Origin of the sequence: Aeromonas sp. YN13HZO-058, from assembly GCF_001921245.1 — a bacterium.
Classification (GTDB): Bacteria; Pseudomonadota; Gammaproteobacteria; order Enterobacterales; family Aeromonadaceae; genus Aeromonas; species Aeromonas allosaccharophila.
Genome location: NZ_MQSY01000062.1, coordinates 210,062 through 234,496 on the forward strand (window position 1 = coordinate 210,062; position 24,435 = coordinate 234,496).

A 24,435-nucleotide genomic window follows, 5' to 3' on the forward strand; every position below is an offset into this window, starting at 1 on the left:
GGGGCGCGAGTCTACTGACTCACAGTAATGAATAGAAATGGTATTTAATCACTTTGGTTATTCCATTATGGAAACATGTATTAAAAAGCCGGTTATTCCCTGCAATGGATTCCCCCGTAACCGCACGGCTGCGGGCGTAATTGGCGCTTTTACTAAACGCTTGCGCCGCATAGAATGCGCAGATTATTTTTGCGGAGGTGCTCGATGAACAAGCTTGTCCTGGCAACAGGTAACCAGAAAAAGGTGAAGGAATTGGCCGCCATGCTGGCCGATATGAAGATCCAGGTGATCCCACAGAGCGAGTTTGCGGTCTCCGATGCCGATGAGACCGGCACCACCTTCGTCGAGAATGCCATCATCAAGGCCCGCCACGCCGCCCGCATTACCGGTTTGCCCGCCGTTGCTGATGACTCCGGTCTGGAAGTCGACCTGCTGCAAGGGCGCCCCGGTGTCTACTCCGCCCGTTTTGCCGGTGTGGGTGCCGGTGACAAGGCCAACATCGAGAAACTGCTCGGTGAGCTGCAAGGTGCCCCCGAGTACCTGAAGAGCGCCCGCTTCTGGTGTGTGCTGGTCTATATGCGCCACGCCGACGATCCCACCCCCATCATCTGTCAGGCGAGCTGGGAAGGGATGATCATCGACGAGCCTCGCGGTCAGCACGGGTTCGGCTATGACCCCGTCTTCTTCGTGCCGGATCACGACTGCACCGCCGCCCAGATGCCAGCCGAGCTGAAAAACCAGCTGAGCCATCGCGGCCAGGCGCTGGCCAAGCTCAAAGCGGCGCTGGCTGCGGCGCACTGAGTCACTTCGCCACCTTGTCGGTTACACACGGTCAATTACACATAGTCATCTACAATGGGGGCCTTGAGCCCCCGTTTTATTGGAAGCCCCATGCTGCAACTGCCGCCGCTCTCTCTCTATATTCATGTGCCCTGGTGCGTCCAGAAGTGCCCTTACTGTGACTTCAACTCCCATGCCCAGAAGGGGGAGTTGCCTCACCTCGAATATGTGGCCGCCCTGCTGGAGGATCTGGATCAGGATCTGAAATGGGCGCAAGGGCGGCCGCTCTCCTCGATCTTTATCGGCGGCGGCACCCCCAGCCTGTTGACGGTGGAGGCGATGCAAGCCTTGCTGGACGGGGTGCGGGCCCGTATTCCGCTCACCGCGGATTGCGAGATCACCATGGAGGCCAATCCGGGCACGGTGGAAGCGGACAAGTTCGCCGGTTTCCAGCGCGCTGGCATCAACCGCATCTCCATCGGCGTGCAGAGCTTCCAGCAGGAGAAGCTGACCCGGCTTGGGCGTATCCACGGCCCGGAAGAGGCCCGCAAAGCCGCTGCACTGGCCCACGACATCAAGTTGCCCACCTTCAATCTGGATCTGATGCACGGTCTGCCGGATCAGAGTCTGGACGATGCGCTGTATGACCTGCAGCAGGCTATCGACTGCGCCCCGCCGCACCTCTCCTGGTATCAGCTCACCATAGAGCCGAATACGGCGTTTGCCTCCAAGCCGCCCAAATTGCCGGAAGATGACACCCTGTGGGATATCTATGAGCAGGGCCACGCCATGCTCACCGCCAGCGGTTATCGCCAGTACGAGATCTCGGCTTATGCCAAAGAGGGCTACCAGTGCCATCACAATCTCAACTACTGGCGCTTCGGCGACTATCTGGGGATTGGCTGCGGCGCCCACGGCAAGATGACTGATCTCGCCTCTGGCCAGATCCTGCGCACCGCCAAGGTGAAGCATCCGAAAGGGTATCTGGATCCAAGTCGCCCCTATCTGGACGAGCAGTGGCAGGTGACGGCAGACGATCTGCCGCTCGAATACTTTATGAACCGCTTCCGGCTGTTTGAACCGGCTCCCAAGGCAGAGTTCGAGGCCTATACCGGCTTGCCGTTGGAGCGGGTTGAGACGGTACTGACCATTGCCCAAAGCAAGGAGCTGATCGAGGATTTGGGGGATAGCTGGCAGCTTACCTCCCTCGGCCATCGCTATCTCAACGTGCTGCTCGAACTGTTTATGGATGAGTGAAAACGGGTTCACGATCTGGCTGCGAAGCCGTGATCAAGGTTCATGCACTGCTCGGAATCCTCACGTATGTCTATACGCTCCGGTTCCTGCGCGGCTCTTCACCTTGCTGACAGCTTCTCGCGACAGGTCGTGAGCCTGTTTTGGCGAACAGTGTTTCGAGATAACAATCAGGGCGCCATTGGCGCCCTGATTGTTTTTGGTCGGTAGAAACCCGCTCAGCAGCAGACGCGGATCATCTGCTGTTGGCCGGGCTCCCACCGCTTGCCAAATTTGGCCTTGCGCTGGTAACTCCCCTTGCCCTTCTTGTTGCGCTCGACCCGGCTGCGAAACAGGGGATCGGAGAGCAGGGCGTGCAGATGGTTATCCTTTATCTCGCCGCGCTGATGGGCATAGTTGCCCCCTTGCGCATTTTTCTCACGGGGGAGGGCGGGTTGGTCGACCCGAATCTTGGCCATAATGGCTCCTCTTCTTGTTGCTCTTGCTGTGTTAACGCTTGTTTCTGGATGGCGGTTTTCGCGACGGGCGCTTGTTCAGGTGAGTGCCCGGCAACCGGATGCACTGGCACCGGTTAAAAACGCGGCGATTTTGTCACCAAATCGCCGCCGGAGCAATGCGTCGGGCGCGCCGAGTCAGTCACGCTAAGCCAACCACATCATGTCAGCCATGAACCGGGTCATGCTCGTCGTGGCTATGATGCTCGTGATGGGCCGGGGCGCCAGATTCCAGCGTCTCGAGGATGGCGCAGTGCTCCGCCGAGCGCGGCCCGCCGCAGCAGATGTTGGATAGCTCGCGCAGGTTGTCACGAAAGCGGGTCAGTTCGATGATCTTCTGCTCAACCTGGGCCAGCTTGGTGTCGGCTACCGCTTTCACCTCCTGACAGGTGACTTTGGCCTTGTTGGTATCGAGGTCGAGCAGCTCGCCGATGTCGGCCAGCGAGAATCCCACCGACTTGGCGCGGATAATGAACTCCAGCCGCCGCTTGTCCTGTTCGCTGTAGAGGCGGTAGCCGGATTCGTTGCGGATCCCCGGTGAGATAAGCCCGTTCTTCTCGTAAAAACGCAGGGTATCTGCCTTGACCCCGCACGCCTTGGCCAGTTCACCGATCCGGTACATGCTCTCTCTCCCCTTGAATGTATGCCGCAACAAAAACCGGAATCCACTATCGCCCCTTTGCCCATGGATTGCCAGCCAAGGGCATAAAAGGGGCAGATAAACATCTCCTTGCGGCCCTTTTTTCCATAAAACACTGAAAGTGAAAACGTTTCGAGAAAATCAAGTGGAAAACGTTTAACGCCGCGCCAAATAAGGCTTTGCTGTTTCAAAAAATCCACCACAGGTCACATTTTTTGTGTAGAATACGCGCCCATAACAGAGCGCTGCGTCAAGCGGGCATTTCCTAAAACGCTTTTGCCGGTTTTCGGGGCGAGAGTAGTTTGTGAAATCCCCCACTTCCATTTATTTGGGGACTCTCTGTGTTGAGCCTCGCCTCCCATGGAACGGTCCCCGTTATGTTGAGGACGATAGTGTGATGGAACAAGCTCGACCCATTCGCCGTGCACTGCTGAGTGTGTCTGACAAAACTGGCATTCTGGAATTTGCCAAGGCACTCAACGAGCGTGGTGTTGCTCTGCTCTCCACGGGCGGTACCGCCAAGCTGCTTGGCGAGGCGGGTCTGCCGGTGACCGAGGTCTCCGACTACACGGGTTTCCCTGAAATGATGGATGGCCGGGTCAAGACCCTGCATCCCAAGGTTCATGGTGGCATCCTCGGCCGTCGGGATCAGGATGACGCCATCATGGCCCAGCACGCTATCTCCCCCATCGACATGGTTGTCGTCAACCTCTATCCCTTTGCTGCCACCGTAGCCAAAGCGGGTTGCACCCTGGCCGATGCGGTCGAGAACATCGACATCGGCGGCCCGACCATGGTGCGCTCTGCCGCAAAAAACCACAAAGATGTCGCAATTGTCGTCAAAACTGCCGACTATGATCGGGTTATTCGTGAAATGGATGCCAACGGCAACAGCCTGAAACTGGCAACCCGTTTCGATCTGGCCATCGCCGCCTTCGAACACACCGCTGCCTACGACGGCATGATCGCCAACTACTTCGGTACCATGGTGCCCTCTTATGGCGACAACAAGGAGGGTGACGAGGAGTCCCGCTTCCCGCGCACCTTCAACAGCCAGTTCATCAAGAAGCAGGACATGCGCTACGGCGAAAACAGCCATCAGGCTGCCGCCTTCTACGCCGAAGAGCATGCCGCGCCGGGTTCCGTTTCCAGTGCGACCCAGCTGCAGGGCAAGGCGCTCTCCTACAACAACATCGCCGACACTGACGCCGCGCTGGAGTGTGTGAAGGAGTTCAGCGAACCGGCCTGCGTCATCGTCAAGCATGCCAACCCCTGCGGCGTGGCCATCGGTAGCGACCTGCTGAGTGCCTACGATCGTGCCTACCAGACCGACCCCACCTCGGCCTTCGGCGGCATCATCGCCTTCAACCGCGAGCTGGATGGTGCCACTGCGGCAGCCATCGTGGCCCGCCAGTTTGTCGAAGTGATCATCGCCCCGACCGTCAGCCAGGAGGCCCGCGACGCGGTCGCTGCCAAGCAGAACGTGCGTCTGCTCGAATGCGGTCAGTGGACTGCTCCGGCGCAAGGCTTTGACCTCAAGCGCGTCAACGGCGGCCTGCTGGTACAGGAGCGGGATCTCGGCATGGTGACGCTGGGTGACCTGACCGTGGTCAGCAAGCGCCAGCCGACCGAGGCCGAACTGCAAGATCTGCTGTTCTGCTGGAAAGTGGCCAAGTTCGTCAAATCCAACGCCATCGTCTACGCCAAAGATGGCCAGACCATCGGCGTCGGTGCCGGCCAGATGAGCCGCGTCTACTCCGCCAAAATCGCCGGTATCAAGGCGGCGGATGAAGGACTGACCGTGGCGGGCTCCGTCATGGCCTCCGATGCCTTCTTCCCGTTCCGCGATGGTATCGATGCTGCCGCGCAGGCCGGTATCTCCTGCGTGATCCAGCCGGGTGGCTCGATGCGCGATCAGGAGGTGATCGATGCCGCCGACGAGCACGGCATGTGCATGGTGTTCACCAACATGCGCCATTTCCGTCATTGATGGGTCAGGGGCTGCCGATGGCGGCCCTTTTGTTGTCTCTTTTCAACTGACTATTTCCACTGGCTGACGGCCCTGATGGCCGCCCAGTGACCACAAATAGAAGCGAGCGATACGATGAAAGTACTGATCATTGGCAACGGTGGCCGCGAACACGCTCTGGCCTGGAAGGCCAAGCACTCTCCACTGGTGCGTCACGTTTTTGTGGCGCCGGGTAATGCGGGCACCCAGCTTGAGCCGGGTGTCGAGAACGTCGCCATCGAGGCGACCGATATCGAAGGGCTGCTGGCCTTTGCCAAAGAGAAGCAGGTCGGCCTCACCATCGTCGGGCCGGAAGCGCCGCTGGTGAAAGGGGTGGTGGATGCTTTCCGCGCCGCCGGTCAGCCGATTTTCGGCCCGACAGCTGCCGCTGCCCAGCTGGAAGGCTCCAAGGCCTTCACCAAGGATTTCCTGGCCCGTCACGCCATCCCGACTGCCGAGTACCAGAACTTCACCGAAGTGGAGCCAGCACTCGCCTATCTGCGCGAGAAGGGCGCCCCTATCGTCATCAAGGCCGATGGTCTGGCGGCGGGCAAGGGGGTGATTGTCGCCATGACCTTGCAAGAGGCGGAAGACGTGGTGCGCGACATGCTCTCCGGCAATGCCTTTGGCGAAGCGGGCTCCCGGGTGGTGATTGAGGAGTTTCTGGAGGGTGAAGAGGCAAGCTTCATCGTCATGGTCGATGGCGAGCACGTGCTGCCGATGGCCACCAGTCAGGATCACAAGCGGGTGGGCGACGGTGATACCGGCCTCAACACCGGTGGCATGGGGGCTTACTCGCCAGCACCGGTAGTGACTGCCGACGTGCATAAAAAGGTGATGGAGCAGGTGATCATGCCGACCGTGCGCGGCATGGCGGCCGAAGGCAACGTCTACACCGGTTTCCTCTACGCCGGTCTGATGATCGACGGGGCAGGCAATCCCAAGGTGATTGAGTTCAACTGCCGCTTTGGCGATCCCGAGACCCAGCCCATCATGCTGCGGATGCAGTCCGATCTGGTGGAGCTCTGCTTGGCCGCTTGCGCAGGCAAGCTGGATCAGAAAGAGGCCATCTATGATCCCCGCGCCGCCATCGGCGTAGTACTGGCAGCGGGAGGCTATCCCGGCGATTACAGCACCAATCACCCCATCAGCGGCTTGCCGGTGGATGAGGTGGCGGGCGAGAAGGTGTTCCATGCTGGTACCCGTCTGGAAGGCGATACCAGCCTGACCCAGGGTGGCCGTGTGCTGTGCGCAACCGCCCTCGGCCACACGGTGGCAGAAGCCCAGCAGCGTGCCTATCAGCTCGCTGGCCGTATCAAGTGGGATGGCGTCTTCTACCGCAAGGATATCGGTTGGCGCGCCATTGCTCGCGAACAGGAGTAACTGACGCAAGCCATTGGCCCGCTGATCCAGACCCCGCTGCGGCGGGGTTTTTTGTCCCTGCTTACCGCTTTCAACCATCCTCTTGCCGCGCGTCACCAGTGCTTAATCAGTTACCAAGTGCAAACAAGCACGGCATGCCTGTCACTATTTGCCACAAAAAACAGCATTTTTCACAAACATTTCACCGTGAGTCATGGCATCATTCCCTGATGAATTCTTTTTAGGATTCATAAGTACCCCTAACAATTCGAGCATGTCGTTATATAAGGAAATCCCATGTTGAAAACCGTTCGCCCCCTGCTGCTGCCCCTGATGTTTGGCCTGATGACCCTGCCTGCCGTGGCGGGTGATCTGGAACAGCCGATGAAGAAGATTGGCTTCAACTACAAGCAGGCCGTCAAGGCTGATGATGCAGCCACCATGGAGCAGCACATCAACGAGATGAAGGCCCAGCTGGATGTGGCCAAGCAGAAGAACATGCCGGCCGCCAAGAAAGAGAAATTCCTTGAAGGGATGAACGAGGTACAGACCGAGTTGGACGCCAGCCTGGCCGCACTCAAGGCGGGTGATGAGGCCAAGGCGCGCGAGCATCTGGCCAAGGTCAACGACCTGAAGAAGGAGTACCACAAATATGCCAAGCAAAAAGGGTGAGCCCTTTCGCTGGGATCCGCTGGTTCGCCTGACCCACTGGGGCTTGGCGGCGGTCTGTATCGGCAACCTTTGGGTTAACGAAGCGGGCGAGGAGTGGCACGAGTGGCTGGGTTACGGCGCCATTGGGCTGGTTTCCTTGCGTCTGCTCTGGGGGCTTACCTTCGCCCGTGGCTACGCCCGCCTTGGCGCCCTCATCCCCAGCGGTGAGGATTTTCGCCAGCAGGCGCGCGAGATGCGTGAGCGGCAGCCTCCGGCACCGGGTCATCATGGCAGCGGCAAGCTGGCCGTGTGGGCACTCTGGCTGGTCGTGCTGGCCACCGCTGGCAGCGGCTGGTTTCAAAATACCGAGATGGGTTTTGAACTGGGCGCCGACGAGTGGCATGAGTGGTGCGTGGTGGCGTTGCAGGGGTTGGTTGGTCTGCATCTGCTGGCCATTGTCTTCACCTCCTGGCGTCAGCGCAGCAATCTGGTCACCCGGATGCTGCCTGCCATCGGGCGTCGTTCATCTATCCAGAACGGCAGCAACGAGCAAACCTGAGGCTCAGCATTAGGCTCCTTGTCTCTGAGTGAGGCACCTGATCCGGACCCTGCCCAGACCCGCCCATGGCGGGTCTTTTCTATGACCTCATCGAGCTCATCACTGGATATTGCCCGTTCGGCAGATGCAAAAAGGCCGCTCATGATGAGCGGCCTTTTTCAATTTGGTGGCCCCTGGGGGACTTGAACCCACGACCAATCGATTATGAGTCGACTGCTCTGACCAACTGAGCTAAGGGGCCAAATTGTGCGTTTAGCGGCGTGGATTATAGGGGAAGAGGAAAGGGCAGTCTATAGGCATATCAACCACTTGGCGACTAATTGTCCAGCTTGATAGAGGGCGCAAAGCGGGTCGCAAGGGTAAATGCCAGACAAAACAAAGCCCCGCATGGCGGGGCTTTGGCAGAGCAGTTTGACACAGGGTCAGGACTATTCGTCCAGGAAGCTGCGCAGCACTTCCGAGCGGCTCGGGTGGCGCAGTTTGCGCAGTGCCTTGGCTTCGATCTGACGAATACGCTCACGGGTAACGTCGAACTGCTTGCCCACTTCCTCGAGGGTGTGGTCAGTGTTCATGTCGATACCGAAACGCATCCGCAGCACCTTGGCCTCGCGGGCGGTCAGGCCAGCCAGCACTTCGCGGGTAGCGTTGCGCAGGCTTTCGCTGGTCGCCGCATCCGCTGGCAGAGCCAGGGTGGTATCTTCGATGAAGTCGCCCAAGTGGGAATCTTCATCATCACCGATGGGCGTTTCCATGGAGATAGGCTCTTTGGCGATTTTCAGTACCTTGCGGATCTTGTCTTCCGGCATGCCCATGCGCATGGCCAGCTCTTCCGGGTTCGGTTCACGACCCATCTCCTGCAGCATTTGACGGGAGATACGGTTGAGCTTGTTGATAGTCTCGATCATGTGTACCGGGATACGGATGGTACGGGCCTGATCCGCGATGGAGCGGGTAATAGCCTGACGGATCCACCAGGTAGCATAGGTCGAGAACTTGTAGCCACGACGGTATTCAAACTTGTCTACCGCCTTCATCAGACCGATGTTGCCCTCCTGGATCAGATCCAGGAACTGCAGACCACGGTTGGTGTACTTCTTGGCGATAGAGATAACCAGACGCAAGTTGGCCTCGACCATCTCTTTCTTTGCACGGCGGGCCTTGGCCTCACCGATGCTCATGCGACGGTTGATATCCTTGATCTGGGCAATCGACAGACCGGTCTCTTCTTCAATCTGCTGCAGCTTGCCGATAGCGCGCTGAATATCCTCGTCCATTTCAACCAGACGGGGAGACCAGGCTTTGCCAGCCTGCTTCTGGTATTCAAACCAGGCAGTTTCACACTCGTTGTTGGTGAAGGCCGCGACGAAGGTTTTCTTCGGCATCTTGGCCTGCTCAACGCAGAGCTTCATGATGATGCGTTCCTGCACGCGGACGCGTTCCATCATCTCGCGCATGTTGTTGACCAGGCGATCGAACTGCTTGGGCATCAGGCGGAATTGACGGAATACATCGGCCAGCTGGGCGATGGCGGCCTGGGTATCTTCGTGCGCGCGACCATTCTTCTGAATGGAGAGGCGGGTCACTTCATACTGGGCACGCAGCTCACCAAACTTCTCGCGAGCGACTTCCGGATCCGGACCACCGTCACCGTCGTCGTCAGAGCTGTCGCCATCTTCATCTTCGTCTTCTTCGTCTTCTTCATCTTCGTCGGCCAGATCGTCTTCGCCGAGTTCGGAACCGATGTGCGTGGCAGTCGGTGCCATGTCTTCGGTTTCGTTCGGGTCAATAAAGCCAGAGATGATGTCAGAGAGACGCAGCTGCTCGGCTTCGTACTTGTCGTACTGTTCGAGCAGGTAAGTAATTGCTTCAGGGTACTCGGCTACGGAGCTTTGTACCTGGTTGATACCGTCTTCGATCCGCTTGGCGATGTCGATTTCGCCTTCACGGGTCAGCAGTTCGACGGTACCCATTTCCCGCATGTACATGCGGACGGGATCGGTCGTGCGACCAATCTCAGATTCAACAGATGCCAGAGCCTGGGCCGCTGCTTCGGCAGCGTCCTCATCGGCGGTACCACCTTCAGCCATGATAAGGTCATCGGCATCCGGAGCGTTTTCAACCACTTGAATGCCCATATCGTTGATCATCTGAATGATGTCTTCGATCTGGTCTGAATCGACAATGTCTTGCGGGAGGTGATCGTTCACCTCGGCATAGGTCAGGTAGCCCTGTTCTTTACCTTTGGCAACGAGGAGTTTAAGCTGAGACTGCGGGGTTTGCTCCATAGAACTCATCCGGTTGGTGTTGCTAGGTTGCGCGTACAGTGCGCTGCTGCGCAAATAGCCAATTCTAATAGAAAACCGCCAGACATGCTATGTCTGGTTGCGGCGTCGGTCATGAGAAACCCCTGCCCGCAGTATTGTCGGGGCCAGGCGGTTATAAAAATTTTGCTTTTCATCCCGTCGATTCGGGCAACGCTATCCATATTGGGACTAATCACTCAAATATCAAGCCCCACTCTCATTTCTTTTCTCAATTTGCACCTCTCTTATCAGCATCATCAGCTCTTGGGTTTCTTCGGAGCTTAGTCCTTCCTGAGCCACTTTTGCCTGTAATTCTTCGATCCGCTGTTTCAGAAATTGGTTGATGAAGCCGACGAAGGTGTCCTGCAATTCTCCCAGAATATCCGGTTCCTGGTCGAGCCTGACCTCTTCAAAGAGGTCGTGCATCGCCAGCTGAGCGAGGATCTCTCCCTCCTTGGTTCCACGCCAGTGTTCCAGCAGGATACCGGTGGTGATACCGGGCTGGGCCAGGATCTGCTGGTGCAGCTGCAGCAGGAACTTGATGCCCTGTACGCGCAGTCCGGCCAATTCCGGCATAGGGGGAAGTTCGGCCGTTACCGCCGGATATTGCACCATCAGTGCCAGCGCACGCCGTAGTGGCGTCAGCTTGGCTGCCTTGGGTTTGTTGACCTCAGCCTTAGGCTGACTGTTGCGGGCAAACAGTTCGGCGATGCGCTGCTTGTTCTCGCCCCAGCGCATCATGCTGGAGAGACGGGTGATCAATCCTTCGCGGGTAAACCCTTCCGGTACGCGGCGAATAAGCTCGGCCGCCTTGTTGGCCACTTCGAACTTGCCTGCCTCACCGGAGAGTGCCGCATCGCGACCGAGACGCTCGAACATGAAGTCGGCGAACGGTTGGGCTTCATCGAGCAGGGCTTCGAAGCCCTCCTTGCCGATCTGGCGTACCAGCGAGTCGGGATCCTCGCCATCTGGCAGGAACACGAACTTCAGCTCGCGGCCATCCTGCAGATGGGAGAGGGCATTATCCAGCGCCCGCCAGGCGGCTTCACGACCAGCGTTGTCACCGTCGTAGCAGCAGACCACCTCGGCGGTGGTGCGAAACAGGGTGTGGATATGGTCGCTGGTTGTTGCAGTACCCAGCGCCGCCACCGCGTAGTCGATGTCGTACTGACCGAGTGCCACCACATCCATGTAGCCTTCCACCACAAGGATCCGGCGCGGATCCTTGTGTGCCTGCTTCACTTCGTAGAGACCGAACAGCTCTCGCCCTTTATGGAAGATGGGGGTCTCCGGCGAGTTCAGATACTTGGGGGTACCATCACCGAGCACCCGGCCACCGAAACCGATGACCCGGCCACGCTTGTCGCGGATCGGGAACATGATGCGATCACGGAAACGATCATAGCTGCCCGGGCCATTGTCACGGGTGATCAGCATGCCGCCCGAGATAAGCAGCTGCTCGTGATCCCGGCTGGCACCAAAGCGGCGGCGCACCTGATCCCAATCGCTGGGGGCATAACCAATGTTGAATCGTTTGACCACTTCACCGGTCAGACCGCGCCCTTTGAGGTACTCCACCGCATGGGGAGCATTCTTGAGATTGCTCTCGTAGAAGCGGGCAATCTGGTTCATCAGCTCGAACAGATCCCTGCTGACGGCGGGCTGGCTATTGGCCGAGCCGCCAATGCTCTGTTCGCGAGGCACCTGCATGCCCTGCATGCTGGCGAGCTCCTCGATGGCATCGGGAAATTCGAGACCGTCGTACTCCATGACAAAGCCGATGGCGTTGCCGTGGGCGCCACAACCGAAACAGTGGTAGAACTGTTTCTCCTGGCTGACGGTAAAAGAGGGGCTTTTTTCGTTATGAAAAGGGCAGCAAGCCTGGTAGTTCTTACCGGCTTTTTTCAGCCGCACTCGCGAGTCGATCAGCTCGACTATGTCTGTGCGTACGAGCAGATCGTCGATAAAGGATTGGGGGATCCTGCCTGCCATAACCGTCCTGTTTCATTGCGGAGAAAATAAAAAAGCCGCGCATTCCAAGGGAAGCACGGCTTCTTCGACCAAACAAGAGAGTTGCCTGTTACGCCAAGCGGGTTTTCACCTGAGCACTGACGGTGCCGACATCGGCACGCCCCTGAATTTTCGGCTTCAAGACAGCCATGACCTTGCCCATATCAGCCATGACGGCAGCACCACTTTCAGTGATGGCTTGCTCGATCAGAGCGGCAATTTCATCTGCGGTCAGCTGTTGCGGCAGGAATTCCTGCAACACAACGATCTCGGCGGACTCTTTGTCGGCGAGATCCTGGCGACCGGCAGCTTCAAATTGGCTGATGGAATCGCGGCGCTGTTTGACCATTTTGGTCACGACAGCGAGGATATCCTCATCATTCAGCTCGATACGGGTATCGACTTCACGTTGCTTGATTTCTGCCATCAACAGGCGGATCGCTCCCAGACGTGCCTTATCTTTGGCAAGCATGGCGAGTTTTTGTTGATCCTTGAGTTGATCCTTCAGAGACACGGCAATATCTCCCGATTAGTACAGGCGGATACGACGTGCGTTTTCGCGAGACAGCTTCTTGGCGTGACGCTTAACAGCAGACGCTTTGGCGCGCTTACGAATGGTAGTCGGCTTCTCGTAGAACTCACGGCTACGAACTTCGGACAGGATACCGGCTTTTTCGCAAGAACGCTTGAAACGACGCAGAGCAACGTCAAACGGCTCATTTTCACGGACTTTGATTACTGGCATGTGCCTTTCACCTCAGTGATAAATTGTTAGCTGACCTTCAATCGATCAGCATGTCTTAAAATGGTGCGAAATTATACTCTGGACAGGGAATGAAAGTAAACCCGCAGAGATCGCTCTGGTTTAAAAAACCCGCGAAGGTTACCATAGCCGTCTCATTTTAGCAGTGAAATTTTTTAGCAATGCGTGTATTGGGCATAGAGACATCCTGTGACGAAACCGGGATCGCGATCTTCGACGATCAAAAAGGGATCCTTTCCCATCAGTTATACAGCCAGGTCAAGCTGCATGCGGACTACGGTGGCGTCGTCCCCGAGCTCGCCAGCCGGGATCATGTTCGCAAGACGATCCCGTTGATCCAGGCCGCATTGCAAGAGGCGGGACTGGGCAAAGATGACATCGACGGCATCGCGTATACCGCGGGCCCGGGTCTGGTTGGCGCCATTCTGGTGGGGGCGACCATTGGCCGCTCGCTGGCGATGGCGTGGAACAAGCCGGCCATCGCCGTCCATCATATGGAAGGCCACTTGCTGGCCCCCATGCTGGAGGAGAAGGCCCCCGAGTTCCCCTTCGTGGCGCTGCTGGTCTCCGGTGGTCACTCCATGCTGGTGCGGGTTGACGGCATCGGCAGTTATCAGTTGCTGGGGGAATCCATCGACGATGCCGCTGGCGAGGCGTTCGACAAGACCGCCAAGCTGATGGGGCTGGACTACCCGGGCGGCCCGCTGCTCTCCCGTCTGGCCGAGAAGGGCACCACCGGACGTTTCCACTTCCCCCGTCCGATGACCGACCGACCGGGGCTTGACATGAGCTTTTCCGGCCTCAAGACCTTTGCCGCCAACACCATTGCCGCCAACGGTGATGATGAGCAGACCCGTGCCGATATCGCCCGGGCGTTTGAAGATGCGGTGGTCGATACCCTGGCCATCAAGTGCCGCCGTGCGCTGAAAGAGACTAGTCTCACGCGTCTGGTGGTCGCCGGTGGCGTCAGTGCCAACCGTCATCTGCGTGCCCAGCTGGCCGAGCTGATGGAGAGCCTCAAGGGTGAGGTGTTCTATCCGCGCACCGAATATTGCACCGATAACGGCGCCATGATCGCTTATGCCGGTATGCAGCGCCTGAAAGCGGGCGTGTTCGAGCCGCTGGCGGTCAAGGCCGTGCCGCGCTGGCCGCTGGATACCCTGGATCCGGTCTGATCCGCAGGATCCCGCTTTCTGGCGTGGTGGTGAGTATCAGGGTGGCCTACTGCTCCTGCAATTCGGCAGCGGCGGTTATAGCGCCGCTGGCACGCTGTTGCGCTGGCTGCTGCTACCGTGGTTGAGCCATCCGGATAAGGTGTCGGGTCTGTTGCTGGCAGACAGCAAAGCACACAGTAAAGAGATAAAAAAAGAGATAAAAAAATCCCCGCCAACTGGCGGGGATTTTTGTTTGGCTATCGGCAGGCGATGCGATTACAGCAGGATGCCGCCGAAGAAGAAGCCCAGCGCCACGGCGATGGCGATGGTGGCGGTGCCCGGTACGAAGAAGGGGTGGTTGAACACCGCTTTACCGATACGGGTGGAGCCGGTGTCGTCCATCTCGACCGCGGCCAGCAGGGTCGGGTAGGTCGGCAGTACGAACAGGGCGCTTACGGCTGCGAAGGAGGCAATCGCAGTCAGCGGGCTGACACCCAGTGCCAGTGCGGCAGGCATCAGGGCTTTGGTGGTGGCGCCTTGTGAATAGAGCAGCATGGCAGCGAAGAACAGCACCACGGCCAGCAGCCAGGAGTACTGGTTCAGCAGGTCGCCAGCGATCAGCTGGATGGTGTCCATGTTGCCTTTTACGAAGACGTTACCCAGCCAGGCGACACCCAGCACGCAGATACAGGCGGACATACCTGACTTGAAGGTCGGCATGTTGGTGACTTGAGTTGCATCCAGCTTGCACACCAGAGTCATGATGGTGGCAGCGGCCAGCATGATGCCCATGATGGCGCCGTCACGGGGGATTGGCGGGTTGGTGATCAGGCCTACTTTACCGGAGATGGCAGTGGCATAAGCCATGACAGCCACGATGGCTGCGATGAAGATCCAGACCGACAGCTTGGCGTACGGTTTGAGCTCGAGCTTGGTAGTACCACGCAATTTGATCAGCCCCTTAGCTTTACGCTCCAGATAGACTTCGTCCTGATCCAGCGGTTTGCCCATCATGTTGGCAATGAAGGCGCCCAGGATACAGGCCAGGAAGGTAGAGGGGATGCAGATGGCCAGCAGGGTCAGGTAGTCAACACCGAACGGCTCGAGCATGCCGGAGAAGGCAACCACAGCGGCAGAGATCGGGGAGGCTGTGATGGCGATCTGGGAGGCGACCACCGCGATGGAGAGCGGACGGGATGGGCGGATCCCTTGCTCTTTGGCCACTTCAGCGATCACCGGCAGGGTGGAGAAGGCGGTATGACCGGTACCGGCCAGCATGGTCATCAGATAGGTGACGACCGGGGCGGCGAAGGTGATGTATTTGGGGTTCTTGCGCAGCGCTTTCTCTGCCAGTGAGACCAGGTAGTCCATCCCGCCAGCCAGTTGCATACAGGCGATGGCGCAGATGACGGACGCGATGATCATGATTACATCCCAGGGGATGTAAGTGACCAGTTGGTCGCTCGGGATGGGCATGCCCAGACCCCACGTCAGTACCAGTACCCCCAGACCACCGGCAAAGCCGATGCCGATGCTGCCTATCCGGGCCCCCAGATAGATAGCGGCGAGCACGACAAGTAACTCGATTCCAATCATAGCGATAACTCCATTTTTTAGTTTTTTGGTTTTTATTTGGCAAAAAGCCAATTCCCGATCGGGCTGGGGATAAAGACCAATCGGGAACTGACTTTATGGGCCGGGAAGATCCCGGCCCACACACGCTTATACGGCAGCTTCGCGGGTGAAACGCTTGGCTTTGTATTGCGGGTTCATCAGGTTCTCGATGGAGAGAATTTCGTCCAGTTGCTCGGCGCTCAGCAGGCCGCGCTCCAGAACGACTTCGCGGACGTTCTTGCCGGTCTGGGCACAGATCTTGCCGACGATGTCACCTTCGTGGTGGCCGATGAAGGGGTTCAGGTAGGTCACGATACCGATGGAGTTCAGCACGTGGTTCATGCAGATTTCCGGGTTGGCAGTGATACCTTCCACGCACTTCTCGCGCAGGGAGATACAGGCTTTTTCCATCAGGCTCAGGGATTCGAACATCGCCTGACCAATCACCGGCTCCATGACGTTCAGCTGCAGCTGACCGGCTTCGGCGGCGAAGGTGATGGTGATGTCGTTACCGAATACCTTGAAGCAGGACTGGTTGACCACTTCCGGGATAACCGGGTTGACCTTGGCTGGCATGATGGAGGAACCCGCCTGCATTTCCGGCAGGTTGATCTCTTTCAGTGCAGTGCGCGGGCCGGAGGAGAGCAGACGCAGGTCATTACAGATCTTGGACATTTTCATGGCCAGACGCTTGATGGCGCCGTGCAGCATGACGTAGGCGCCACAGTCGGAGGTCGCTTCGATCAGGTCTTCTGCCGGCACATAGGCACGACCGGTGATCTCGGCCAGACGCTTGATGGCCAGCTCGGAGTACTCGGGCGGAGTGTTCAGACCGGTACCGATAGCGGTAGCTCCCAGGTTCACTTCCAGCAGCAGCTCCTGGCAACGCTTGATGGACTTGATCTCTTCACGCAGGGTGACGGCGAACGCGTGGAACTCCTGACCCAGGGTCATCGGAACCGCATCTTGCAGCTGGGTACGGCCCATCTTCAGGATGTTTTTGAACTCTTCAGCCTTGGCATCGAATGCCGCGATCAGGTGCTCCAGCGCGTGCAGGGTCACGTCGGTGCTGTTGACTACCGCTACGCGGAAACCGGTCGGGTAGGCATCGTTGGTGGACTGGCACTTGTTGACGTGGTCGTTCGGGTTGATGACGTCGTAACGGCCTTTCTCCAGACCCATGATTTCCAGGGCGATGTTGGCCAGTACTTCGTTGGTGTTCATGTTGACGGAGGTGCCGGCACCACCCTGGTAAACGTCGACCGGGAACTGGTCGAAGCATTTGCCGGTGTTCAGCATCAGGTCGCAGGCTTCTACGATCTTGTCAGCAATTTCAGGACGGATGGTACCCAGTTCGCCGTTTGCCAGCGCAGCCGCTTTCTTGGTCAGAACCATACCGCGGACGAATTCCGGAACGTCAGAAATCTTCTGAGAGCTGATCTTGAAGTTCTCGACAGCGCGCAGGGTGTGCACACCGTAGTAGAGATCATTGGAAACTTCTTTGGTGCCCAGCAGGTCTTCTTCAATGCGGACGTTCTTGATGTCGCTCATTGTAATGCCTCAGAAATCAGATAAATGGAAAAATCCTCACCGAGTGGTCGCGAGTTCCTTGCGCACAGCTCATCCTGAAGCACCACACATCGAGTGGGGCGGTAGGGAGAATGACCTCCCGAAAAACTAATCAATATACTACTCCAATTGAGGTATCGGTTATTAGAGGTGGATCACTAAATTTGAGACATTTTCAAATTACTTTGAGGAAAGTACACATATGTTATGACGCTTTTATCATGATGATTATTATAAATTTTTGTGAATTTTTGCCGGTTTTTTAGATGGTTGCTGACGTAGGTGTCATTTGAGAGGCTTGAAAAGGGCAGGGAAGACCCCACTTATTCAGAGTAAAAGTGGTGATGATGCGATGAACGCATCGCGCATGGGCCGCCTTGTGAAGGGCACCACTTTTTCTCAATTTACCGGTGCTGGAGTGGATATGGGCAAGTTGTTTCTGTTGTTGGTGGGTCTGGTGGTACTGGAGCTCACCGTGATGATCGAGGTCGGCTCAGTGATTGGGGCGCTGCCGACAGTCGGCTTGCTCATACTGACCGCGGTATTGGGCTCCTCGCTGGTGCGCAGTGAAGGGATCAAGACCCTGTTCAGTGCCCAGCAAAAGATGCAGATGGGCGAGATGCCGGGCCGCGAGGTGATGGGTGGCATGATGCTGGCGTTGGCTGGTTTGCTGCTGATTATCCCGGGTTTCGTGACCGACATTTTCGGTGTGCTGTTGCTGCAACCCTGGCTGCGCAACAAACTGGCCGACAAGCTGATCGGCAGCAGCCAGTTCCGGATGCAGATGGGGGGTTTCCAGCAGGGAACACCATCGCCGTTTGGCAACGCGCCGTCAGATGATCATCTGGGTCACGCCAAGCAGGGCGGCACCACCATCGAAGGCGAATTTGAGCGCAAAGAGTGAGCGTAAAGAGTAATCGACGAGACGAAAACCCGAGGCGAGTGACTGATCAGGGTTTGCCCTGATGGCACAGCGCCTCGAAGCGGTGTCGGGCATACCACCACGCGAGGGTGCCCGCCGCCAGATTGGCCAGCAGTATCCCCAGATAGATCCCCTGTTCTCCCCCCAGCTTTGCCCCCAGCCAGGCTCCTGGCAACAGAAAACCAAATAGTCGCAATCCGTTGAACAAGAACGAGATACTGGATGCTCGCACGCCATTGAGTGCCGAGGCCAGCAGCATCACCATGCCCTGAAAGCCATAACCGATCGGCACCAGATGCAGATAGAGAATAATCAGGCGAATGACCTGCGGATGATCGCTGAACAGATTGGCGATCAGCGGGGCGAGCAGCCAGGTCAGGCCATAGATGGCGAGCTGGAACAGCAGGGCGAAACGCATGCAGCTTTGCAGCGCGGCCTTGGCGCGGGCCGGATTGCCGGCGCCGCAGTTTTGCGAGATGAAAGGGGCCAGTACGGAGGCGAGGGCCATCATCACGATCAGCAGCAGCGCCTCGACCCGCGATGCGGCGCCGTAAGCGGCCACCACCTCGGTACCCAGGCCCGCAAAAATCGTCATCAGCACCGCGTTGGCCAAGGGGTTGAGCATATTGGTAAAAGAGGCGGGGACGGCGACATGGAGCAGCGATCGCCAGTGGTATAGCAACCGCGCTCGCGGCGAGAGGCGCCAGAGCAGCAAGCCTTCCCGATGGCGCAGGATATAGAGGCTGACCAGCATCGCCATCAACCAGGAGATAGAGGTCGCGATGGCAGCCCCGCGGATCCCCCATTCGGGAAAGGGGCCGATACCGAAGATCAACAGAGGATCCAGCACCCCGTTGACCAGCCCTGCCACCGCCATCACCAGACTGGGAGTTTTGGTATCGCCGGTCGCCCGGATGGCGGCATTTCCCACCATGGGCAGTACCAGCATGGGGACGGTGAGATACCAGATCAGCATGTAGTCATGGATGAGGGAGATCAGCTCGGCACTGGCGCCCAGCAGGGTAAACAGGGGGTTGATGGTGAGTGCGCCACCCGTGGAGAGCAGGGCCACCATGATCACCGCCAGAAACAGGCTGTCGGTGGTGAGGTGGGCCGCCTCATCGTGTTTGCCCTGTCCCAGGGTGTGACCGATCACCGCGGACAATCCGGCGCCCAATCCCATCGCCAGCGAGGTGACCACAAAGGTGACCGGAAAGGTAAAGCTGATGGCGGCCAGTGCCTGGGTGCCCAGCATGCCGATAAAAAAGGTGTCGACCAGGTTGAAGGCCAGAATGGCGATGATGCCGAAGATCATGGGGCCCGTCATCTGGCGCAGTACGACCGGGATAGGGGCTGTCAGCATGGGGTTGGTGCGGGTCAAGGGCTCGTCTCTACAGCTGGCTTTGAAGGTTCTGGCATGGAAAACGGGCGGGGTGAACCGACCTTGCACCAGGGTGCGGACATGGATGAACCATCGAAGATATTCATAGTACGTGAAAAATTTTTTTTTGTATTTGCCCTTGAAGGGTTAGCAACTCTGCCCCACATCAGGGACATATCTAATTTGGCCTGGAACGGCCATTCCTCAAAGCAACAATGAGACTCATTTTGGGAGAGTTATCGATGAAAATTCGTCCACTGCACGACCGCGTCATCATCAAGCGCATCGAAGCTGAAGCCAAATCTGCCGGCGGTATCGTCTTGACTGGTACAGCGGCCCAGAAGTCCACCCGTGGTGAAGTGCTTGCCGTGGGGACTGGTCGCATCCTGGATAATGGCGAAGTCAAAGCGCTGGCCGTGAAGGTTGGTGACAAGGTTATCTTCAACGAAGGCTACGGTGTGAAGACCGAGAAGCTGGATGGTCAGGACGTCCTGATCCTTTCCGAAACCGACATCCTGGCGATTGTCGAAGAGTAATCCATCCTCCTTTTCCCCGAATTGATTTAAGGATTGAAGAAAAATGGCAGCTAAAGACGTTAAGTTTGGTAACGAAGCCCGCATCAAGATGCTGGAAGGCGTAAACATCCTGGCTGATGCCGTCAAGGTGACTCTGGGCCCGAAAGGCCGCAACGTGGTGCTGGACAAGTCCTTCGGCGCCCCGACTATCACTAAAGATGGTGTGTCTGTTGCGCGTGAAATCGAGCTGGAAGACAAGTTCCAGAACATGGGCGCCCAGATGGTCAAGGAAGTGGCTTCCAAGGCCAACGATGCCGCCGGTGACGGTACCACGACTGCAACCGTTCTGGCTCAGGCGATCGTCAACGAAGGTCTGAAAGCCGTTGCCGCCGGTATGAACCCGATGGATCTGAAGCGCGGTATCGACAAAGCCGTTGTGGCTGCTGTTGCCGAGCTGCAAGCGCTGTCCCAGCCGTGCGCTGACAGCAATGCCATCGCTCAGGTGGGCACCATCTCCGCCAACTCCGACGAGAAAGTGGGCAAGCTGATTGCTGAAGCCATGGACAAAGTGGGTCGCGATGGCGTCATCACTGTTGAAGATGGTCAGGGTCTGGAAGACGAGCTGGCGGTTGTCGAAGGTATGCAGTTCGACCGTGGCTATCTGTCCCCCTACTTCATCAACAAGCAAGAGACCGGTTCCGTTGAACTGGACGACCCGTTCATCCTGCTGGTTGACAAGAAAGTCTCCAACATCCGCGAAATGCTGCCGGTGCTGGAAGGCGTTGCCAAAGCTGGCAAGCCGCTGCTGATCGTTGCCGAAGATGTAGAAGGCGAAGCGCTGGCGACTCTGGTGGTCAACACCATGCGCGGTATCGTGAAAGTGGCTGCCGTCAAGGCGCCGGGCTTCGGTGACCGTCGCAAGGCCATGCTGCAGGATATCGCCGTACTGACTGGCGGTACCGTCATCTCTGAAGAAGTGGGCATGGAGCTGGAAAAAGCGACGCTGGAAGATCTGGGTCGTGCCAAGCGCATCGTTATCACCAAAGAGAACACTACCATCATCGATGGCGTGGGTGATGCCGCTGTGATCGAAGGCCGTGTTGCCCAGATCCGTCAGCAGATTGAAGATACTTCTTCCGATTACGACCGTGAGAAGCTGCAAGAGCGCGTAGCCAAGCTGGCGGGCGGTGTTGCGGTGATCAAGGTTGGTGCTGCCACCGAAGTCGAGATGAAAGAGAAGAAAGCACGCGTGGAAGATGCCCTGCATGCTACCCGCGCCGCTGTTGAAGAAGGTGTGGTTGCCGGTGGTGGTGTGGCGCTGGTGCGCGTAGCTGCCAAGCTGACGGGCCTGCGTGGTGACAACGAAGACCAGAACGTGGGTATCAAGGTTGCCCTGCGCGCCATGGAAGCCCCGCTGCGTCAGATCGTGATCAACGCCGGTGAAGAAGCTTCCGTCATTGCCAACGCAGTGAAGAACGGCGAAGGCAACTTCGGTTACAACGCTTACACCGAGCAGTATGGCGACATGCTGGCCATGGGTATCCTGGATCCGACCAAGGTAACCCGTTCTGCCCTGCAGTTTGCCTCTTCCATCGCCGGTCTGATGATCACCACCGAGTGCATGGTCACCGAACTGCCGAAGAAAGATACCCCTGCCATGCCTGACATGGGCGGCATGGGTGGCATGGGCATGATGTAATCATCACCCTTGCTCTGTTTGAGAAACGGCTCGCCCAAGGCGAGCCGTTTTTTTATATCTGACTAAACTGAGTCTGTTGAGACAGCAAATTTGGGGGTGATATGAAGATGTTTGGTTGGCTGACGCTACTGTGCTCATTGGTGATCATGCCGGTTATGGCTGCTGAGGCACTGACCGGGCCGGTGATCCTGAAAGTGGGTGGCAACATCAGCTCGGCAGACGAAGTTGATGGCAAGGTATTGTTTGATCTGGCCAAACTGCAGGCACTGCCGCAACATGAGATAGTGACCGGTAACCCCTGGGTCGATAAACCGCACACCTACAGAGGGCCGAAACTGGCCGATGTATTGGCTGCCGTCGGCGCGGATGGCAAGACCATTACGCTGACGGCACTGAACAGTTTCCAGATCCGCATTGAATGGGACAAGGTCGCCAAATATGACCCTATCCTTGCATGGGAAGACAATGGCGCTGTCATGCGGGTGCGTGACAAGGGGCCGGTCTGGTTTATGTTGCCTCTTGATCAATATCCGGAATTGAAGCGATCCGAATATACCGACATGATGATCTGGCAACTTGATTTGATAGACTTTCAGCACTGATAAAAACTGCACGGGAGCATGGGGTGAAAGGAAAGACCAGGGCGTGGCCACTGCTCGTCATTCTCTATGTATCCATCCTGTCGTTTACCGGGAGCACCCTCTATTGCCTGATGCAGATCCAGAATGCGACCAGAGCGATGGAGAAATACACCTACGATGTCTCCTGGGCGCTGATGCAGTTGCAGCTGGAGCTCGGGCGTTTCCTCAATGCGGTAGAGGTCTATCACTATGGCGGGATTGATCATGACACCTTGATGCTGCGTTATGACATTCTCTGGAGTAGAACGCCCATCCTGTTGAGCGGTCAGCTGCGCAAAAGCATGCAGGACAAGCAGAAAACCTTGCGTCTGGTGCAGCTGATTGAAACCAATATTCGCCAAATAGAGCCTGATATCACCAAGTTGCAGAGCGGGGCGCCCGATTATCAGCAGATCATGATGCGCCTTGCCCCGCTGCAAGAGCCGCTTTCCTACTCCCTCGCTTCTGTGATGCAGAAGAACATCAACGTCTACTCCGAGAACGATCGCCATTTTGGCCAGCTGCGCAATGCCTTGTTGCTGATGGTCTCCGGTCTGGTCATTTCGGTGCTGCTGCTCAGCATGCTGCTTATATATGAAGGGCGTCGTCATTTCAGGGCGGCCAGACGGGATCCGTTGACTGGGTTGTCCAATCGGGTTGCGTTGTTGGAGCGGATGGAGCTGTATGCCACTCAGGAAGTACCGTTCGGGCTGGTGCTGGTCGATATCAATGACTTCAGGGATATCAACAGCAAGTTCGGCTATGACACCGGTGATCATCTGCTCAGCGAGTTTGCCAAACGGATCAAGGTGCTGTGTGAGGAGGGCGAGTGGAGCGGGCGCTTGGGCGGCGATCAATTTGCCATTATTCAGCGAGGCAGCAGTGATCTGCGTCAGGTCAGGGAGCTGGTTGCGCGCCTGCTGCACGCGCTGAAGCAGGATATCGTCTATGACGACTATCCCTTCCGGCTGGAAGTCGGGATCGGCATTGCCTTCTATCCGATGGACAGTGACAAGACCCAGGAGTTGTTAAGCCGTGCGGAACAGGCGCTGTTTCATAGTCGCAAGACCCACGTTCCCTATGTGATTTACGATAACTCCCTGCTCAACGAGACTGCGCGCCGCAAGCATCTGGCCTCTGACATGATCATGGCGCTGGAGCACAATGCGCTGGAGCTCTATTACCAACCCATCGTCAATCTCGAGAGTGGCCGCTGCGAAGCTGTCGAGGCATTGCTGCGCTGGCGGCATCCGGAGCTCGGTTTTATTCCGCCAAACGAAGTAATAATGGTGGCAGAAGAGTTCCAGCTGGCCGAACGGGTTGGCAGCTGGGTGCTGAATACCGCCTGCGAGCAGCTCTATCAGTGGCACCAGCTGGGTATGGTCGATCTGCAGATGTGCGTGAATATTTCGCCGGGCATGTACCAGCGCAATTTGCTCAAACTGGTGGCTAAGGCATTGATGGAGCACCACCTGTCTGCCAGCAGTCTGGTCCTGGAGGTCACGGAAGATACCACCATGCGCGAGGTGAAGAACTCGCTGCAACTGATGCAGGATCTCAATCAGCAGGGTGTTCTGTTGGCTCTGGACGATTTTGGTACCGGTTATTCATCGTTGAGTTATCTGCAAAAACTGCCGGTCAGTAAGGTTAAGATCGACCGCTCCTTTATACAGGGCATTGACACCTCAATGGAGGCATCCGAGCTGGTCGCCAATATCTGCCGGATGGGGTCCATGCTGGGCAAGAGTTTGGTTTGTGAAGGAATTGAGACTCAGGCCCAGCTGGATGTGCTGCGATCTCTGACCGATATCCATCTTTATGGGCAGGGGTATCTGTTCAGCCGGCCAGAGCAGGCGGAGAAAATCTATCAAACCTTGCTGGAGATGGAGGAGCTTTGGCTGGCGCGTCAACAATCTGAAATGGCTTATATGAGTTGAAGAGGGAAGTACTTGGCTGTCATCTACCTCAGGAATGTGTGATTCGGTTCAAATTTTCCTCGTGTTGTTTATTGTTTGAACGGCTGTGCGGTTTTATCAAAAAAACATGCAATTTACCCTTGCCAGAAAGATTCAACTCCCTATAATGCGCCTCCATCGACAGGGCAAGCGGCAACGCAAACGCCTAAGTCGATAACCTC

The 24,435-nt window shown here is 57.2% G+C and carries 21 protein-coding genes and 1 tRNA gene; 12 read left to right on the forward strand and 10 right to left on the reverse strand.

The window, feature by feature from the left end; genetic code table 11:
- Positions 1 to 204 precede the first annotated feature (204 nt).
- Positions 205 to 801, forward strand: coding sequence for an RdgB/HAM1 family non-canonical purine NTP pyrophosphatase (gene rdgB, locus BSP75_RS16880; RefSeq protein ID WP_005340539.1), 597 nt, complete (start codon positions 205 to 207; stop codon positions 799 to 801).
- A 90-nt stretch (positions 802 to 891) separates the two neighbouring features.
- Positions 892 to 2,037 (forward strand): radical SAM family heme chaperone HemW, encoded by a 1,146-nt coding sequence (gene hemW, locus BSP75_RS16885; RefSeq protein WP_075113964.1) that lies wholly within the window; start codon positions 892 to 894, stop codon positions 2,035 to 2,037.
- Between the two features lie 215 nt (positions 2,038 to 2,252).
- On the opposite strand, the gene BSP75_RS16890 is transcribed toward hemW, so the two are convergent.
- A complete protein-coding gene (locus tag BSP75_RS16890) occupies positions 2,253 to 2,492 on the reverse strand; it encodes a ribosome alternative rescue factor ArfA (RefSeq protein ID WP_075113965.1) in 240 nt (79 codons plus the stop codon).
- A gap of 202 nt (positions 2,493 to 2,694) precedes the next feature.
- A complete protein-coding gene (zntR, locus tag BSP75_RS16895; RefSeq protein ID WP_042063048.1) occupies positions 2,695 to 3,150 on the reverse strand; it encodes a Zn(2+)-responsive transcriptional regulator in 456 nt (151 codons plus the stop codon).
- 415 nt (positions 3,151 to 3,565) lie between these two features.
- Between zntR and purH the strand changes: the two genes are divergently transcribed.
- From purH to BSP75_RS16915, 4 genes are all read left to right on the forward strand, one after another.
- Positions 3,566 to 5,158, forward strand: coding sequence for a bifunctional phosphoribosylaminoimidazolecarboxamide formyltransferase/IMP cyclohydrolase (purH, locus tag BSP75_RS16900; RefSeq protein WP_075113966.1), 1,593 nt, complete (start codon positions 3,566 to 3,568; stop codon positions 5,156 to 5,158).
- A gap of 114 nt (positions 5,159 to 5,272) precedes the next feature.
- A complete protein-coding gene (purD, locus tag BSP75_RS16905; RefSeq protein ID WP_075113967.1) occupies positions 5,273 to 6,559 on the forward strand; it encodes a phosphoribosylamine--glycine ligase in 1,287 nt (428 codons plus the stop codon).
- Between the two features lie 276 nt (positions 6,560 to 6,835).
- Positions 6,836 to 7,210, forward strand: coding sequence for a cytochrome b562 (locus tag BSP75_RS16910; protein ID WP_042656319.1), 375 nt, complete (start codon positions 6,836 to 6,838; stop codon positions 7,208 to 7,210).
- Complete coding sequence (locus BSP75_RS16915; RefSeq protein WP_075113968.1) at positions 7,191 to 7,748, forward strand: cytochrome b/b6 domain-containing protein; 558 nt, start codon at positions 7,191 to 7,193, stop codon at positions 7,746 to 7,748. Before BSP75_RS16910 ends, BSP75_RS16915 begins: the two co-directional genes overlap by 20 nt.
- A gap of 164 nt (positions 7,749 to 7,912) precedes the next feature.
- Here BSP75_RS16915 and BSP75_RS16920 read toward each other — a convergent pair.
- From BSP75_RS16920 to rpsU, 5 genes are all read right to left on the reverse strand, one after another.
- Positions 7,913 to 7,989: transfer RNA gene (locus BSP75_RS16920), tRNA-Ile, on the reverse strand.
- A 187-nt stretch (positions 7,990 to 8,176) separates the two neighbouring features.
- Complete coding sequence (gene rpoD, locus BSP75_RS16925) at positions 8,177 to 10,072, reverse strand: RNA polymerase sigma factor RpoD (RefSeq protein ID WP_263718854.1); 1,896 nt, start codon at positions 10,070 to 10,072, stop codon at positions 8,177 to 8,179.
- A gap of 183 nt (positions 10,073 to 10,255) precedes the next feature.
- On the reverse strand, positions 10,256 to 12,043 hold the full coding sequence (dnaG, locus tag BSP75_RS16930; RefSeq protein ID WP_075113970.1) for a DNA primase: 1,788 nt from the start codon (positions 12,041 to 12,043) through the stop codon (positions 10,256 to 10,258).
- An 88-nt stretch (positions 12,044 to 12,131) separates the two neighbouring features.
- Complete coding sequence (locus BSP75_RS16935) at positions 12,132 to 12,575, reverse strand: GatB/YqeY domain-containing protein (protein ID WP_075113971.1); 444 nt, start codon at positions 12,573 to 12,575, stop codon at positions 12,132 to 12,134.
- Between the two features lie 15 nt (positions 12,576 to 12,590).
- Complete coding sequence (rpsU, locus tag BSP75_RS16940; protein WP_005309452.1) at positions 12,591 to 12,806, reverse strand: 30S ribosomal protein S21; 216 nt, start codon at positions 12,804 to 12,806, stop codon at positions 12,591 to 12,593.
- A gap of 179 nt (positions 12,807 to 12,985) precedes the next feature.
- On the opposite strand from rpsU, the gene tsaD reads away from it, so the two are divergent.
- On the forward strand, positions 12,986 to 13,999 hold the full coding sequence (gene tsaD, locus BSP75_RS16945; protein WP_075113972.1) for a tRNA (adenosine(37)-N6)-threonylcarbamoyltransferase complex transferase subunit TsaD: 1,014 nt from the start codon (positions 12,986 to 12,988) through the stop codon (positions 13,997 to 13,999).
- A 255-nt stretch (positions 14,000 to 14,254) separates the two neighbouring features.
- On the opposite strand, the gene BSP75_RS16950 is transcribed toward tsaD, so the two are convergent.
- Together BSP75_RS16950 and aspA are read right to left on the reverse strand one after the other, a co-directional pair.
- Positions 14,255 to 15,574 carry an anaerobic C4-dicarboxylate transporter gene (locus BSP75_RS16950; RefSeq protein WP_075113973.1) on the reverse strand — a complete coding sequence of 440 codons (1,320 nt, stop codon included), beginning with the start codon at positions 15,572 to 15,574 and terminating at the stop codon, positions 14,255 to 14,257.
- Positions 15,575 to 15,700: 126 nt separating this feature from the next.
- Positions 15,701 to 17,143: an aspartate ammonia-lyase gene (gene aspA / locus BSP75_RS16955; protein WP_042063058.1), complete on the reverse strand. Its 1,443-nt coding sequence runs from the start codon at positions 17,141 to 17,143 to the stop codon at positions 15,701 to 15,703.
- 442 nt (positions 17,144 to 17,585) lie between these two features.
- On the opposite strand from aspA, the gene BSP75_RS16960 reads away from it, so the two are divergent.
- Positions 17,586 to 18,065, forward strand: coding sequence for an FxsA family protein (locus BSP75_RS16960; RefSeq protein ID WP_075113974.1), 480 nt, complete (start codon positions 17,586 to 17,588; stop codon positions 18,063 to 18,065).
- Between the two features lie 46 nt (positions 18,066 to 18,111).
- Here the strand turns inward: BSP75_RS16960 and BSP75_RS16965 are convergent, their stop codons facing one another.
- On the reverse strand, positions 18,112 to 19,446 hold the full coding sequence (locus tag BSP75_RS16965) for an MATE family efflux transporter (protein ID WP_231554921.1): 1,335 nt from the start codon (positions 19,444 to 19,446) through the stop codon (positions 18,112 to 18,114).
- A 260-nt stretch (positions 19,447 to 19,706) separates the two neighbouring features.
- Between BSP75_RS16965 and BSP75_RS16975 the strand changes: the two genes are divergently transcribed.
- The 4 genes from BSP75_RS16975 to BSP75_RS16990 all read left to right on the forward strand — a co-directional run bounded on the left by BSP75_RS16975 (position 19,707) and on the right by BSP75_RS16990 (position 24,235).
- The gene (locus BSP75_RS16975; protein ID WP_005340573.1) at positions 19,707 to 20,000 is read left to right on the forward strand and encodes a co-chaperone GroES; all 294 of its coding nucleotides are present in this window, start codon (positions 19,707 to 19,709) and stop codon (positions 19,998 to 20,000) included.
- Between the two features lie 43 nt (positions 20,001 to 20,043).
- Complete coding sequence (gene groL / locus BSP75_RS16980; RefSeq protein WP_042063066.1) at positions 20,044 to 21,678, forward strand: chaperonin GroEL; 1,635 nt, start codon at positions 20,044 to 20,046, stop codon at positions 21,676 to 21,678.
- A 101-nt stretch (positions 21,679 to 21,779) separates the two neighbouring features.
- Positions 21,780 to 22,280, forward strand: a complete 501-nt coding sequence (locus BSP75_RS16985; protein ID WP_075113976.1) for a molybdopterin-binding oxidoreductase — start codon at positions 21,780 to 21,782, stop codon at positions 22,278 to 22,280.
- Positions 22,281 to 22,303: 23 nt separating this feature from the next.
- Positions 22,304 to 24,235: a bifunctional diguanylate cyclase/phosphodiesterase gene (locus tag BSP75_RS16990; protein ID WP_075113977.1), complete on the forward strand. Its 1,932-nt coding sequence runs from the start codon at positions 22,304 to 22,306 to the stop codon at positions 24,233 to 24,235.
- The last annotated feature ends 200 nt before the right edge of the window (positions 24,236 to 24,435 follow it).